This is a genomic window from Aeromonas sp. QDB62 (assembly GCF_027705695.1).
Taxonomy (GTDB): Bacteria; Pseudomonadota; Gammaproteobacteria; order Enterobacterales; family Aeromonadaceae; genus Aeromonas; species Aeromonas allosaccharophila.
This window is the reverse complement of the sequence record NZ_JAPDCD010000011.1, coordinates 95,391-109,683: the sequence shown is the minus strand read 5'-3', so window position 1 is coordinate 109,683 and position 14,293 is coordinate 95,391. Positions and strand designations below refer to the sequence as shown.

The 14,293-nt window shown below is 59.9% G+C and carries 13 protein-coding genes and 2 pseudogenes; 9 read left to right on the top strand and 6 right to left on the bottom strand.

Annotated features, from left to right (window positions below; translation table 11 throughout):
- Positions 1-255 precede the first annotated feature (255 nt).
- Positions 256-1,914 carry a methyl-accepting chemotaxis protein gene (locus OKC27_RS07840; protein WP_103260121.1) on the top strand — a complete coding sequence of 553 codons (1,659 nt, stop codon included), beginning with the start codon at positions 256-258 and terminating at the stop codon, positions 1,912-1,914.
- Here OKC27_RS07840 and OKC27_RS07835 read toward each other — a convergent pair.
- The 3 genes and pseudogenes from OKC27_RS07835 to OKC27_RS07825 all read right to left on the bottom strand — a co-directional run.
- Positions 1,914-2,183: pseudogene (locus OKC27_RS07835) on the bottom strand (transposase); the annotation flags it as partial. The gene OKC27_RS07840 and the pseudogene OKC27_RS07835 sit on opposite strands and share 1 nt — an antisense overlap.
- A 65-nt stretch (positions 2,184-2,248) precedes the next feature.
- Positions 2,249-2,584 carry a hypothetical protein gene (locus OKC27_RS07830; protein WP_272804202.1) on the bottom strand — a complete coding sequence of 112 codons (336 nt, stop codon included), beginning with the start codon at positions 2,582-2,584 and terminating at the stop codon, positions 2,249-2,251.
- A gap of 9 nt (positions 2,585-2,593) precedes the next feature.
- On the bottom strand, positions 2,594-2,851 hold the full coding sequence (locus tag OKC27_RS07825; protein WP_019396551.1) for a metal-sensing transcriptional repressor: 258 nt from the start codon (positions 2,849-2,851) through the stop codon (positions 2,594-2,596).
- A gap of 224 nt (positions 2,852-3,075) precedes the next feature.
- On the opposite strand from OKC27_RS07825, the gene OKC27_RS07820 reads away from it, so the two are divergent.
- From OKC27_RS07820 to OKC27_RS07800, 5 genes are all read left to right on the top strand, one after another.
- Positions 3,076-4,173 carry a cation diffusion facilitator family transporter gene (locus tag OKC27_RS07820; protein ID WP_008786738.1) on the top strand — a complete coding sequence of 366 codons (1,098 nt, stop codon included), beginning with the start codon at positions 3,076-3,078 and terminating at the stop codon, positions 4,171-4,173.
- Positions 4,174-4,216: 43 nt separating this feature from the next.
- Positions 4,217-4,594: an ArsR/SmtB family transcription factor gene (locus OKC27_RS07815; RefSeq protein ID WP_008786737.1), complete on the top strand. Its 378-nt coding sequence runs from the start codon at positions 4,217-4,219 to the stop codon at positions 4,592-4,594.
- Between the two features lie 785 nt (positions 4,595-5,379).
- On the top strand, positions 5,380-6,111 hold the full coding sequence (locus OKC27_RS07810; RefSeq protein ID WP_042025688.1) for a nucleoside recognition domain-containing protein: 732 nt from the start codon (positions 5,380-5,382) through the stop codon (positions 6,109-6,111).
- The gene (locus tag OKC27_RS07805) at positions 6,108-6,575 is read left to right on the top strand and encodes a YjiG family protein (protein WP_026457021.1); all 468 of its coding nucleotides are present in this window, start codon (positions 6,108-6,110) and stop codon (positions 6,573-6,575) included. Before OKC27_RS07810 ends, OKC27_RS07805 begins: the two co-directional genes overlap by 4 nt.
- Positions 6,576-6,609: 34 nt before the next feature.
- A complete protein-coding gene (locus tag OKC27_RS07800; protein WP_210555960.1) occupies positions 6,610-7,734 on the top strand; it encodes a M20 family metallopeptidase in 1,125 nt (374 codons plus the stop codon).
- Positions 7,735-7,801: 67 nt separating this feature from the next.
- On the opposite strand, the gene OKC27_RS07795 is transcribed toward OKC27_RS07800, so the two are convergent.
- Both OKC27_RS07795 and OKC27_RS07790 read right to left on the bottom strand, forming a co-directional pair.
- The gene (locus tag OKC27_RS07795) at positions 7,802-8,590 is read right to left on the bottom strand and encodes a substrate-binding periplasmic protein (RefSeq protein ID WP_372587210.1); all 789 of its coding nucleotides are present in this window, start codon (positions 8,588-8,590) and stop codon (positions 7,802-7,804) included.
- A 59-nt stretch (positions 8,591-8,649) separates the two neighbouring features.
- Positions 8,650-9,711, bottom strand: a pseudogene (locus OKC27_RS07790) (winged helix-turn-helix domain-containing protein); the annotation flags it as partial.
- 128 nt (positions 9,712-9,839) lie between these two features.
- Between OKC27_RS07790 and OKC27_RS07785 the strand changes: the two are divergent.
- From OKC27_RS07785 to OKC27_RS07775, 3 genes are all read left to right on the top strand, one after another.
- Positions 9,840-10,163, top strand: coding sequence for a hypothetical protein (locus tag OKC27_RS07785; protein WP_270806156.1), 324 nt, complete (start codon positions 9,840-9,842; stop codon positions 10,161-10,163).
- A gap of 44 nt (positions 10,164-10,207) precedes the next feature.
- Positions 10,208-12,502 carry a formate C-acetyltransferase gene (gene pflB, locus OKC27_RS07780; protein ID WP_270806155.1) on the top strand — a complete coding sequence of 765 codons (2,295 nt, stop codon included), beginning with the start codon at positions 10,208-10,210 and terminating at the stop codon, positions 12,500-12,502.
- Between the two features lie 70 nt (positions 12,503-12,572).
- Positions 12,573-12,968: a RidA family protein gene (locus OKC27_RS07775; RefSeq protein ID WP_111807836.1), complete on the top strand. Its 396-nt coding sequence runs from the start codon at positions 12,573-12,575 to the stop codon at positions 12,966-12,968.
- 80 nt (positions 12,969-13,048) lie between these two features.
- On the opposite strand, the gene OKC27_RS07770 is transcribed toward OKC27_RS07775, so the two are convergent.
- A complete protein-coding gene (locus OKC27_RS07770) occupies positions 13,049-14,260 on the bottom strand; it encodes an RsmB/NOP family class I SAM-dependent RNA methyltransferase (RefSeq protein ID WP_042063700.1) in 1,212 nt (403 codons plus the stop codon).
- Between the last annotated feature and the right edge of the window lie 33 nt (positions 14,261-14,293).

The window sequence follows — 14,293 nt, the reverse complement described above, 5'->3', positions numbered from 1 at the left end:
TTTTCAGAGCTTCCTTAGCGTTACGATAAAGCTAGCATGGAAACGATAGGTGCAAGCAAGTTAAGGGTTGCATCGCGGATGTCAATCTAGGCTATAGCCTAGCCGGACAGCCTTCATGGCTTGTTTTTGATTTAAGTACTAAATTGCCCCAGACCATACGGCGAGAAGCCTTGAGGGGGAGCCTGACTCAAGATTTCAAATGAACCAGCCGATACAATGAAGGCACATTGATATGCCTAATAATGAGGTGAAGTAGTGAGTGATTGGCTAACCCGTTTTTCAATTAAAACCCGTCTCATCAGTTTGCTCATTCTGCTAGCTGCTACGGCTGCCGGCCTGACAATGGAGGGGCTTAACGGCATGCGCAGCAGCAATGCCGATATTAACCAGATGTACAACAACGTTCTGCTACCGCTCGATAAGCTTGGCGACCTCACCAATCACATGCACCATGCACGCACTCAGCTTTTGCTTGCTCTGCAACATCAGCCTGGTAGTGCGTTCGAAAAGGCACATGACCACCCCGCGAGCATGCATTTCGATGCTGTGGATAGAAGCGTAGGCAGCATGCGTGAGCGCCTTGCTGACTATCAGCGTATGCCAATGAGCAAAGAGCATCAGCGCTTGGCCACTGAACTGCAAAACAAGCTGTCTGATTATCTGGATAATGGTGTTCAACCGACGCTCAATGCAATGCGCCAAGGTGACTATGCGGGAGGGAATGCAATCCTGCTGAATCGCTTGCAACCTGCATTTATGACGACCTATGCCAGCGTGCGTAATCTGGTTGAGTCGGAGCAGGAGAGCGCCAATGCAAGCTACCAGCGCGCTAAAGAGAGCTTCGATCGTCTGGTTGTGATAATCGGTCTCACGCTAGTGGTTGCTCTGTTTCTGGCCACAGTCGTGGCTTTGGCTACTGTATCTGGCATCACAAAAGCTGTTCGCGAGCTTCAAGTCGGCGGTCAGCAGCTAGCTGATGGCAATTTGGGCTATCGAGTTACCTATCAGGGGCGTGATGAGCTGGGCGAAATCTCTAGCTCATTCAATGCAATGGCTTCGCGTTTTCACCACACCATTCAAGAGTTGGCGGGGGCTGTGGAGCAACTGGCAGCCGCAGCTGAGCAGACTGCTCAGATCAGCACTGAAACCAGTGACGGCATCCGCCGCCAGCAGTTGGAGACAGATCAGGTTGCTACTGCGATGAACGAAATGTCAGCTACTGTGCAGGATGTGGCTGGGAACGCGGCCAGTGCAGCAAGAGCAGCACAGGAAGCAGATCAGCAGTCGGAAAGTGGAAAGCTTGTTGTTCATCAAACAATCTCTTCTATCGACAGCCTAGCCAGTGAAGTTGAGCACGCGGCCACCGTTATCCATGAGCTTGAAGCAGACAGTGCTGGTATTAGCTCTGTGGTGGATGTCATTCGCAGCATCGCCGATCAAACCAATTTACTTGCCCTTAATGCGGCTATTGAAGCTGCAAGAGCTGGTGAGCAAGGGCGAGGCTTTGCTGTGGTGGCGGATGAGGTGCGCTCGCTTGCTTCGCGCACGCAACAGTCAACCAGCGAAATTCAGACCATGATTGAAAAACTGCAGGGCGGGGCAAATCGTGCTGTTGCGGTCATGCAAAGTAGTTGCACCAAAGCACAAGCTGGTAAACAACAGGTTGCCAGCGCAGGTCATATGCTGGATCAGATCAGTAACGCTGTTGCGATTATTAATGACATGAATGCCATGATTGCATCTGCCGCTGAGGAGCAAAGCTCTGTCGCGGAGGAGATCAATCGTAACGTTACTAGTGTCAGCCAGATTGCCGAGGAAACTAGCGAGGCTTCCCGTCAGAATGTTGCCACCAGTAAGCAACTATCTGCTCTGGCAACCCAACTTCAGCGTCTGGTGCATATGTTCCGTCTTTAGGCAAACTGACGCAGGATTGTAGTCTCGTACAGCGCCTCCTCCATCGCCGGGTCGCTGTAGCCGAACCAGTTCTGCATCAAATGCACGCACAACATCGCCATCAGCGGATAGGCTGGACTGCCGCCTTCACCCTTCGGGTAGTGCGGCTCGATCAAGGCGATCAAACCCTTCCACGGCACCACCTGATCCATCTCGATCAGGAACAACTCTTTGCGGGCCTGCTTGCGCTTGCCGGCATACTCGGCGTAGGCGAAGGTCATCTGCTTCATCGGAAAACTCGGCGGGTGGAATCCGGGTATTTTGCCAAAATCAGGAAGTCTTCTTCAGAGTTTCCTTAGCGTACGTTTTTCTCCGAATTCTGCGGGGTCCCCTGCCAGACCTCGGTGACGAAGGGCAGGCACAGCGCGACGGCCGCTCGCACGAGGTCCAGCGCCACGAGCAGCGAGCGCCGCGGGAGCCGGTCGGCGAAGGCCTGCGCGACCGGCGCGACCCCCGCGTAGGCCAGCATCTTGATGGCCAGCGCCGTCCCGAGCACCGCGCCTGCATCCGCGCCGGCCAGCTCGTAGGCCAGCAGGCCGAGCGCCACCGTCATCAGGCCGGTGCCGACGAGCGCGATCACCTGGGCGGTGAACAGGTGGCGGTAGGTGCGGTTATTCAGGACGGAGAGCATCGGACGGCCTCAGAGCAGTTTGGTCAGCGCCTTCATTTCGGTCAGAACGGAGTCCTCGTCATGGGACAGGCAGTGGTCGATGTGGTCGTGGATCAGGACGCGCTTGGCCGCCGTCACCGCGCTTTCCACCGCCGCGAGCTGGCGGGCGATGTCGAGGCAGGTTTCTCCCCCTTCGATCATCCCGATGACGTGCCGCAGATGCCCCTCGGCGCGCTTGAGCCGCTTCACCAGGTCGGGATGGGTGGTGTGCTTATGCATGTCTTCCATGCTGAAATCATATCCCCCCAGGGGGGATACTGCCACTGGATGTTAGATCAACGGCTGCTTGCCAGGCGGGGGGAATGGTCGCCGAGCCAGGCTAAGGCAATTGCCCGGAGCGGCATCCCGGCCGTGGTGAGACGCGAACACAAATGTGTACAACAATTCACATGAGAACATGTTCATGTGTTATATTTTGAGCCACAGTCAAAGACCCAGTTTCCCGAGGCCCCATGTCCCAATCCCACGCACATGACCATGGTCACGATCACGACCATGATCATGACCACACCCCGACCGTGACCAGCGCCAACGAGCGCAAGGTCCTGCTGTCCTTTTTCCTGATCTTCGGCTTCATGGTCGTGGAGGCCGTCGGAGGCGTGCTGTCGGGCTCGCTGGCCTTGCTGGCCGACGCGGGCCACATGCTGACCGACGCCGCGGCGCTCGCACTGGCCTACGCAGCATTCCGGTTCGGCCGCCGCGCGGCCGACAGCAAGCGCACCTTCGGCTACCTGCGCTTCGAGGTCATCGCCGGTTTCCTGAACGCCGTGACCCTGTTCGCGATCGTCGCTTGGATCGCCTACGAGGCGTGGGAGCGGCTGCAGGCGCCGCCCGTGATCCTGGCCGGCCCGATGATGATCGTCGCCGTGCTCGGCCTGCTGGTGAACGTGCTCGTGCTGTGGATCATGACCCGCGGAGAGACCGATCACGTCAACGTGAAGGGGGCCATCCTGCACGTGATGGGCGACCTGCTCGGCTCGGTCGGCGCCATCGTCGCTGCGATCGTCATCTACCTCACGGGCTGGACGCCGATCGATCCCATCCTGTCGGTCCTGGTCGCGGCGCTGATCCTGCGCAGCGCATGGAAGCTGCTCGCCAAGTCGATCCACATCCTGCTGGAAGGCGCGCCGGAGGATGCTTCGCCGGAGAAGGTGGAGCAAGGCCTGATGGGCGCCGTGCCGGGCCTGGCGGCCGTCAGCCACGTTCACGTGTGGCAGCTCACCTCCGGGCGCACGATGGCCACGCTGCACGTTCGCCCCAACGTGGACGAGGAAGCACGCGCCGTGGTCAAGCGCGTCGAAGCGGTGCTTCGAGAGCAATTCAGCATCGAACACGCCACGGTCGGGATCGACTGGAACTCGGGCACCGACGAGAACGTCTGCAGCTTGCAGCCCACGTCGGAGCGTCAGGACCACAGCGGCCACGATCACAGCGGTCATGACCACAGCGGGCACGACCACAGCGGCCATGATCATGGCAATCACAAGCATGGCGGCGGGCACAGCCACGGCCATGACCACGACCATTCCGCTCCTGGTCACAGGCATTGAGGCCGCGCGAGCCGGCTCGCACTCCACTTGAGGATTTGCATCCATGACGTCCCGCAAAACCACCAGCGCCGACACCGCGCAATGCTCGACCACCAGCCACGACGCGGCGACCGATGCCCTCGCAATGTCGCAAAGTGACGTCGCTGTTCTGGCCGAGACCTTCCGCCTGCTGGGCGACCAATCGCGATTGAAGATCCTGCTGCAGTGCATGCATGGCTCGGTCGCCGTGGGGGACATCGCCGAAGCGCTCGACCTGTCGCAGTCTCTGGTCAGCCATCACCTGCGGCTGCTGCGCGGTGCGCGCCTCGTGCGCGGCGAACGCCAAGCCAAGCACATCTTCTACAGCATCGCGGACCAGCACGTCAGCCAGGTGCTGCAGGACATGGCGGTCCACATTTCCGAGGACAAAGCCGACGACTGACCAGGCCCAAGCACCCAGGCGAATGGCAGGTTGCGAGGCGCCGGTACCCACGCCGCCGGTTAGCCTCAAGGACGTCCTCGATGCGGCCTGGGCGCAACACCCTGAATCGCGGGCCCTGCCTGGGCGCCGGGATGCCGCGCAGGCACAGCAATGGGCGGCGGCAGCTTGGACGCCTGAGCCTCCCGCGCTCGCAATCACCCACAAGACCGACCGGTTCAACCGCACAACGGCACTCGTGAGCTGGATGTCGGAGTGGCCACAGCGACGACGCGGGGTTTTCCCACCACCTTGTCCATGCAGCCTGCCCGCTAGGGCAACCCAAAGGGCTTGACCTTGCCTTCGTTGTAACGCCTAGCCTCCACACAAATTTCTGCAGAGCGCTTCGGAAGGGCCGGAGTCCTGCATCCAAGAAAGGGGCACTTCGGGGTTCTAGGGATTTTCCGTCCAAATGCGACATTCAGACTGCTAAGTGATTGATTTATTGTGACTGGCTATGTGAAGCGCCAAAAAAGTAATACCCCTCTGGAGGCCGCGGACGGCGTGGCCTCCAGAGCACTTTGTCGTTTTTGGACGGAAAATCCCTAGAACCCCATACCGCCCGCATAACACTGCCATTCAAAAATCCCTGTAAAAACCGGATTTTTATCCATCAAAGCAACGATCGCCATCACATAAACCACAACAAACACCAAAGACAGTGCGCCAGTTTGACCGCCATCAATTTACTGACGATTGCATCATTCATACTGCGAGCGATTAAATATTTATTCAGATGGAGCTAAATCATGACTGACAAATCACGCTCGGTAACGATAGGCAGTTACCTGGCACTGGCGTTCGCCATCGTCTTCTTTTCGGGACTGTTGCAGTCCAACCAGTGGTACGGAGTGTTCGACTTCACCACACTGAACGGTTCGTTCGGCACCATGGTACAGAGCGTCAGCGAGAACGGCGACGGCCTCAAGACTGCCATGACCGACATGCGCGGCAAGGGGGGCAACGGCGCCCGCGACGGCTTCCTGTTTGCCCTGACCCTGATCCCCACCGTGATGTTCGCCCTCGGCATGATCAATGTGCTGGAACACTACGGCGCCCTGGATGCCGCCCGCAAGCTGCTGACCCCGCTGCTGCGCCCGCTGATGGGGATCCCTGGCAACACGGGCCTGGCGCTGATCGCCTCCCTGCAGAGTACCGATGCCGGCGCCGCCATGACCCGCCAGCTCAAGGATGAAGGGCTCATCACCAAGCGCGAGACCGACGTCTTCACCATGTTCCAGTTCTCCGCCGGTGCCACCATAGTCAACTTTTTCTCCTCCGGCGCCGTGCTGTTCACCCTGACCCTGGCCGATGGCAGCCCGGCGGTCAGCTCCTCCATCGGTCTCGCCGTGGTGGTGATGTTTGCCTTCAAATTTGTCGGAGCCAACCTGTTTCGGGTCTACCTCAACCTGACCGAAGGCAAAAACAGCGACAACACCCAGCACGCCACGACCCCCAGCACTCAGGAGCAAGCCAAATGAGCCAGGCCAACGTCAAGAAACCCATCGTCACCGATATCTTCGTCGAAGGGGCCAAGAAGGGATGGGTCATTGCCACCACCTCCACCGTCCCCAACGTGCTGATGGCCTTCGTCATCATCAAGGCGCTGCAGATCACCGGCGCCCTGGACGCCATGGGGGCCATCTTCTCCCCCATCATGGCGGTGTTCGGTCTGCCCGGTGAGGCAGCTGCAGTGCTGATCGGCGCCTGGATGTCCATGGGCGGCGCGGTCGGCGTGGTCATTACCCTGTTCGATCAGGGGATCCTCAACGGTACCCACATCGCCATCCTGGCCCCCGCCATCTACCTGATGGGCTCCCAGGTGCAGTACATGGGCCGCATCCTCGGCTGCATCGGCACCGAAGGGCGCTACATCCCCATCATGGTCGCCATCTCAGTGCTCAACGCCTTCGGCGCCATGTTGGTGATGAACATCCTTCTCTGACCCTTTTCGTACAACCACACAAGTGGAGCAACCGATGACTTTTTCTCTGGATGAATACCTGGCCGAGCTGGCCCCTCTCATCAACCTGGATTGCGGCTCATTGCACCAACCTGGCATAACCGCAGTGGCTGATCTGATGGCCGCCAAATACGAGGCCATGGGTGGCTGGCACATCAAGCGGGTCGACTGCGGGGTAGCCGGGGTGGGACTGGAAATTCGCAACCAGCCTGATGCCGAGCAGATCGATGTGATGTTGATTGGCCATATGGACACCGTCTTCCCCCTCGGCACCGCCGCCGCCCGCCCGCTGAGCGTCGATGGCGAGCGGGCCTACGGTCCCGGCGTCTCCGACATGAAATCCGGCCTGCTCAACATCGTCCATGCCCTGCGCGCCCTGCCCCGCGAAGTGCGCGACAGCCTGAGCATCTGCGTCTGCATGAACCCGGACGAAGAGATTGGCTCCCTGCACTCCAGCGACTGGCTGGCCTCGGTGGCCAAACAGGCCCGTCAGGTGCTAGTGGCCGAAGCAGCCCGTGCCGACGGATCCTTGGTCAAAGCGCGCAAGGGGATGGCTCGCTATCGCCTCGATTTCACCGGCAAGGCGGCCCACGCGGGCAACGAGCCGCAGAAGGGGCGCAGCGCCATCACCGAGCTGGGTCACTGGATCCTGGCCATCAATGCCCTCACCAACTTCGAGAGCGGCACCACCCTCAACATCGGCATCGTCGAGGGGGGCAATGGCGCCAACATAGTGCCGGCCCATGCCAGCGCAGTCGTGGACGTGCGCTTCTGGGACAATCAGGAGTACAGCCAGGTCAACGACCGGCTGCTGACCCTGGCCGAGCGCCCTCATCTGGAAGGGGTCACCATCAAGCTGACTCGCGAGGCCCACAAGCCGGCCATGGTGCCGTCAGAAGGCACCAAGGCCCTGATGGCCATCGTGGAAGAGTGTGGTCAAGAGCTGGGTCTGCCCATCCGCTGGCAAGAGGTCGGTGGCGGCTCGGATGCCAACCTGACCGCCGCCCTCGGCATTCCGACCCTGGACGGTCTGGGCCCTATCGGCGCCGGTTTCCACAGTGACGAGGAGTATCTGGATCTGGCGAGCATTGCCCCGCGCATCGAGCTGCTGGTGAAGGTGCTGACCCGCCTGGCCGCGTGATATCCCCATCCATGGCCAAGGCCAGCCGGTTTGCACCGGCTGGCCTTTTTTATATCCGGCGACGCCGTCACTCCAGCGGCGGCAGAAACTTCGCCATCACCTTGCCGGTATGCCCCTCCTCCTCAAAGGCCACCAGCGTCTTATCCAGCTGAGTAATGAGCTCCTGAGCCCGCGGCGATCCCTTGCTCACCATCAGGTAGAATCCCTTGCGATTGGGTAGGCGCAGATGGGTCAAACCGGGTTCACTCTGGTAGATGCCAAGGCTGAGGCCGCTTAGCAACGGCTCGACCGAGTTTGGCAGAAAATCGCAGCGCCCCCGCGCCAGCAGGTCGAGAGCCTGCTGCAGCCGCTTGACCCGCCGCAGCTTCTTGTTGATGCCATAGGGGGCATAGTTGTAGCCAAGCAGTCCGCACATCCGGCCGCGGCTGGCCACCTCCAGATCCGGCGCCTCGGGGAAGCGGCGCTTGAGGTAGAAGAGACCGAGGCGGGTGTGATAGAGGGGAACACTGTAGTAAACATGGGCCGCCAGCTCCGGCTTGTAGCTGGCATCCCAGGTCAGCTCGCACAGGCCGTTTTGGCCATAGTCGACCAGCTCCTGCTTGACCCTGGCCCATGGCAGGTAGCGGATCTGGGGAGACAAACCATTCTGGCGCAGGGCATCGAGCACCAGGGTCGCCGCCGCCCCGGTCAGCCGTTCGGGTTCCGGCACGCCGTTGTGGCGCACCCAATAAGTGTAGGGAGGCCATTCACTGCCATTGCCGAGGCAGATCCGCACCGGCGCGTCACTCTCCTGTGCCGAGGCGACCGGCATCAACATGGCAAGGATCATGCCCGACAACAGCCAGAATCCCTTCATCCCTCTTCCTCCATGTGCCAATCTCCTGAGTGCAGAGCGTCTTGCCCTCTGTGCTACCCTCACAGCCCGTGCTCCGGGCGCCATAGCGCCAACAGGAGGGGCGGAATATCGCCATAGGCCAGGGTCGGCGTCTGGTGCCACTGCGCCAGCTTTTGCAGCGCCTTCCCCAGCTCCCCTGCCAGGGTGCGGGTCACCCTGACCCCAGCCTCCAGATAGAGGTTCTTTATCTCGAAGATCCCCTGCTGGCGATGGGCCTTGGCATCCATCCGGCCCACCAGTTTGCCGCAATGCAGCAGCGGCAGCACGAAGTAGCCGTACTGGCGCTTGTGCGCCGGGGTATAGCACTCGATGCGGTAGTCGAACTCGAATAGCTCGCGGGCCCGCCTGCGATCCCACACCAGAGGATCAAAGGGCGACAAGGCCGTGGTATGGGTCGCCCTGAGGGTGCCCCCCTGCGCCTTGACCAGCTCGTCAGCCAGCGAGGCGTGGACGAAGGCGCCGTGCTGCCATCCCTCCACCCGCACCGGAAACAGCTCTCCTTCGTCGGCCAGTTGATGGAGCAGGGCATCGTATTTGCCGCGTCGCAGCCGGTAATAGTCGGCCACCCAGCCGGCCTTGACCAGCCCCAGCGCCCGGCAGCTGGCACGCACCATCTCTCGCTGCGCCGTCTCCGGGCTCGGCAGATCCCGCTCGTCGCACCAGCCGGGCATGACCCGCTCTGCCAAATCATAGACCCGCTGGAAGTTGCGCCGCTCGCGCACCATCAGGCGCCCCGCGGTGAAGAGCACCTCGAGATGACGCTTCTCCGGCTTCCAGTCCCACCAGCCGTTGCCCTTCTCTCCCTGGCGGGCAAAGTCGGCTGCTCGCACCGGCCCCTGCTGGCGGATCTGCTCGAGTAGCCGGTCAATGTCCTGCTGATGGGTGGCGAGCCAGTGGGCCGAAAACTTCCAGCCCATGGCGGCAGGATCCAGCATGCGATGGCGCAGCAGCCGGTAATCCTCCCGGGGCACGAAGCAGGCCTCGTGGGCCCAGTATTCGAAGAGGTCGCCCTCGGCCAGCAGCCGCTCCAGCCAGACGGGATCGTAGTGGCCGAGGCGGCTGAACAGCACCAGGTAGGGGTTCTAGGGATTTTCCGTCCAAATGCGACATTCAGACTGCTAAGTGATTGATTTATTGTGACTGGCTATGTGAAGCGCCAAAAAAGTAATACCCCTCTGGAGGCCGCGGACGGCGTGGCCTCCAGAGCACTTTGTCGTTTTTGGACGGAAAATCCCTAGAACCCCATATTGGCGGTCATGCCACCTCATTGCGCCGACTTGATGCCGTTATTTTTACCGGCGGTATTGGCGAGAACTCCACGTTTATCAGAAAACTGGTGTGTGAACGGCTGCAGGTATTTGGCATCGCCATGAGCGAAGCGTTGAATAAACAACCCAATGCCATGGGATGCCGGATTATTTCTGCACCCGCTTCGGCAATATTTGCAGCCGTCATTCCGACCAATGAAGAAAAAATGATTGCGCTGGATGCCATTCGCCTGGGTCAAGAGATCCGTCAGGTCGAGTGTGTCTGAATATTTCAACTGTAATGTCATGAATCGTGAACGAGGTTTATTGAATGAAAATTGATGTGCAATTGGAGCAGGATAGTTATATCCAGGCATGGCAAGGTTTTGCCGGTGAAAACTGGAAACATGAAATCAATGTTCGTGATTTCATTCAGCAAAACTATACCCCGTATGAAGGCGATGAACAGTTTCTGGCCGATGCTACCGAGGCGACCACCACCTTGTGGCACAAGGTGATGGAAGGGATCCGCATCGAGAATGCCACCCACGCGCCGGTCGATTTTGATACCAATATTGCCACGACCATTACTGCCCACGGACCCGGTTATATCGAGCAGGGGTTGGAAAAGATCGTTGGTCTGCAAACCGATAAACCGCTGAAAAGAGCGCTGCACCCCTTTGGTGGTGTAAATATGATCAGAAGCTCTTTTGAGGCATATGGTCGGGAGATGGATCCCGAATTTGAATATACCTTCAGCGAATTGCGCAAAACCCACAATCAGGGTGTATTTGATGTTTATTCACCCGAGATGCTGCGCTGCCGAAAATCGGGAATTTTGACCGGTTTGCCGGACGGTTATGGCCGTGGTCGCATTATCGGAGATTATCGTCGGGTTGCACTCTATGGCATAGATTATCTTATCCGTGAGCGGGAGCTGCAGTTCGCCGATCTGCAACCGGCCCTCGAACGTGGCGAGAATCTGGAGCAGGTGATCCGTCAGCGTGAGGAGCTGGCTGAGCACAAGCGGGCGCTGGTGCAGATCAAGCAGATGGCGGCGAGCTACGGCTGCGATATTTCCGGCCCGGCTCGCACCGCGCAGCAAGCGGTGCAGTGGCTCTACTTTGCCTATCTGGCTGCGGTGAAGTCGCAAAATGGCGGGGCCATGTCCCTCGGTCGCACCGCGACCTTCCTCGACATCTATATCGAGCGGGATCTGAAGGCGGGGCTTATCAGCGAGCAGGATGCCCAGGAGCTGGTCGATCACTTCATCATGAAGATCCGCATGGTGCGCTTCCTGCGCACCCCCGAGTTTGATTCCCTCTTCTCCGGCGACCCCATCTGGGCGACCGAGGTGATCGGCGGCATGGGGCTGGATGGTCGCACGCTGGTGACCAGGAACTCTTTCCGTTACCTCCATACCCTCAAGACCATGGGGCCTGCGCCCGAACCCAACCTCACCATCCTCTGGGCGGAAGGGTTGCCACGTGCCTTCAAGACCTACGCGGCCCGCGTCTCCATCGATACCTCATCCCTGCAGTATGAAAATGATGACCTGATGCGTACCGACTTCGAGAGCGATGACTACGCCATCGCCTGCTGCGTGAGCCCCATGGTGATCGGCAAGCAGATGCAGTTCTTCGGTGCCCGCGCCAACCTCGCCAAAACCCTGCTCTATTGCATCAACGGTGGGGTGGACGAGAAGCTGAAGATCCAGGTTGGCCCGAAAGTGGCGCCCATCATGGACGAGGTGCTGGATTACGAGACCGTCATGACCAGCCTCGACAGCTTTATGGATTGGCTGGCGGTGCAGTACATCAGCGCGCTCAACCTTATCCACTACATGCACGACAAGTACAGCTACGAGGCCTCGCTGATGGCGCTGCACGATCGCGACGTCTATCGCACCATGGCCTGCGGCATTGCCGGTCTGTCGGTGGCGGTCGATTCGCTGGCGGCCATCAAGTACGCCAGGGTCAAGCCGGTGCGCGATGCGGACGGGTTGGCGGTCGATTTCGTGATTGAGGGGGAGTATCCCCAATACGGCAACAACGACGAGCGGGCCGACTCCATCGCCTGCGATCTGGTTGAGCGCTTCATGAAGAAGATCCAGGCGCTGCCGACCTACCGCAATGCGGTGCCGACCCAGTCGATCCTGACCATCACCTCCAACGTGGTCTATGGCCAGAAGACCGGCAACACCCCGGATGGTCGCCGCGCCGGTGCACCGTTTGCGCCGGGGGCCAACCCTATGCACGGCCGGGATCGCAAGGGGGCGGTCGCTTCGCTGGCCTCGGTGGCCAAGTTGCCGTTCAAATATGCCAAGGACGGGATCTCCTACACCTTCTCCATCGTGCCGGGGGCGCTCGGCAAGGAGCACGCCAATCGCGAGAACAATCTGGTGGGGCTGATGGATGGCTACTTCCATCACGAGCGGGATGTGGAAGGAGGTCAGCACCTCAACGTCAACGTGATGAACCGCGAGATGCTGCTGGATGCTATCGACAATCCGGACAAGTACCCCAGCCTGACCATCCGGGTCTCCGGCTATGCGGTGCGCTTCAATGCCCTGACCCGCGAGCAGCAGCAGGATGTCATCTCCAGAACCTTCACCAACATGATCTGATTGATGCGCCCGGAGTGAGCGGGTTTGCTCCGGGCTGACCACTTATATGAAATCAAGGAGAAAGCTTAAAATGCGACAGGTTATCAGTACCAAAGCGGCACCGGGTGCCATCGGCCCCTATGTGCAGGGCGTTACCTTAAGCAGCGTGACCGGCAACATGATCTTCACGTCGGGCCAAATCCCGCTGGATCCGGTGAGCGGTGAGATCCCGGAGAGCATCGAAGCGCAGACCCTGCGTTCGTTGCAAAACGTTCAGGCGATTGTCGAGGCGGCAGGCGGCCAAGTGCGCAACATCATCAAGACCACGGTGTTTGTCTCGGATCTGAACGACTTTGCTGCGGTGAATCAGGTCTATAACGACTTTTTCACCGAGCACGATGCCATGTATCCGGCGCGATCCTGTGTGGAGGTGGCCCGGTTACCGAAGGATGTGAAGATCGAGATTGAGGCGATTGCTGCGCTGTAGCCCCCATCGGAAGGTGTCAGCAAGCCAAAACAAAGCGGCTGCCATAGGCAGCCGCTTTTTCTATCTGGTCATCGGGCAGATCAGGCGATCCGTTCGATACGAGCCATGTAGAAACCGTCGAAGCCGGTCTCGGACGGGCTCACGGTGTGATCGTCACGCAGACGGAAGTTCTCGTTGGCCGCGAGGAACTTGTCCACCTGCTGGCGGTTCTCCTGCGGCAGGATGGAGCAGGTTGCATAGACCAGCAGACCGCCCACCTTCACCATCTGGCTGTAACGCTGCAGGATCTCTTCTTGCAGCGCGACCAGCACCGGCAGACGCTCGGCGGTATCACGCCACTTGGCATCCGGATTGCGCTTGAGGACGCCCAGACCGGAGCAGGGCACGTCCAGCAGTACGCGGTCGGCGCTCTCTTTGAGGCGCTTGACGGTCTTGCTGCTGGTGATGACCCGGGTCTCCACGTTGTGGGCACCGGCGCGACGGGCACGCTGCTTGAGGTTCTCCAGCTTCCACTCTTCCACATCCATTGCCAGCAGACGGCCTTTGCCCTGCATCATGGCGGCGATGTGCAGGGTCTTGCCACCGGCACCGGCGCAGGCGTCGATAACGCGCATGCCCGGGGTCACTTCCAGCGCAGCAGCCACCAGCTGGGAGCCGGCATCCTGCTGCTCGAAGCAGCCATCGGCAAAGGCCTTGGTGCGGAACAGGGCGGCGTCGGAGGTGACCTGCAGGGCAGTCTCCACACCTTCAACCGGAATGGTGGTGACCTGCTCTTTGGCCAGAATGGCCTGCAGCTCATCACGGGTGCACTTGAGGGTGTTGACCCGCAGGTAACGCTTGGGCATCCAGGCCAGGGCGGCACGCTCGGCAGGCCAGGCTTCACCCAGTTGCTCGCTGCCCAGTTTCTCCAGCCAGCTCGGGCAACCATCCATCAATACCGGGTTCTTCTTCGCCTCGGTCAGACGGCGGCGGAATGCTTCTTCATTGAAGCGATCCAGGGTCGGGTTGTTGGGCTGGGCAATCTTGTGGAAGGCGTGCCAGCTGTGCAGCAGCGGCCAGACATTCTTTTCGGCCTGACGGACCTGGATACCGGTCAGGAAGCAATAGAGGCTGAGACGGCGCAGCAGGTCGCCGGTGACCAGGGCAATCCTTGCCTGTTCTTGCGGTTTGAGTTCGATACCGGAGAAGTGACGGGCATAAGCGCGATCCAGGGTGAGACCCTGACCGAGCACATCGTCAACAATGGCAACGACCAGATCCCCGAAACGGGGCAACAGTGGGGATTTGAGCATGAGATTAACCTTGGCCAGATAAAGATGAACCGC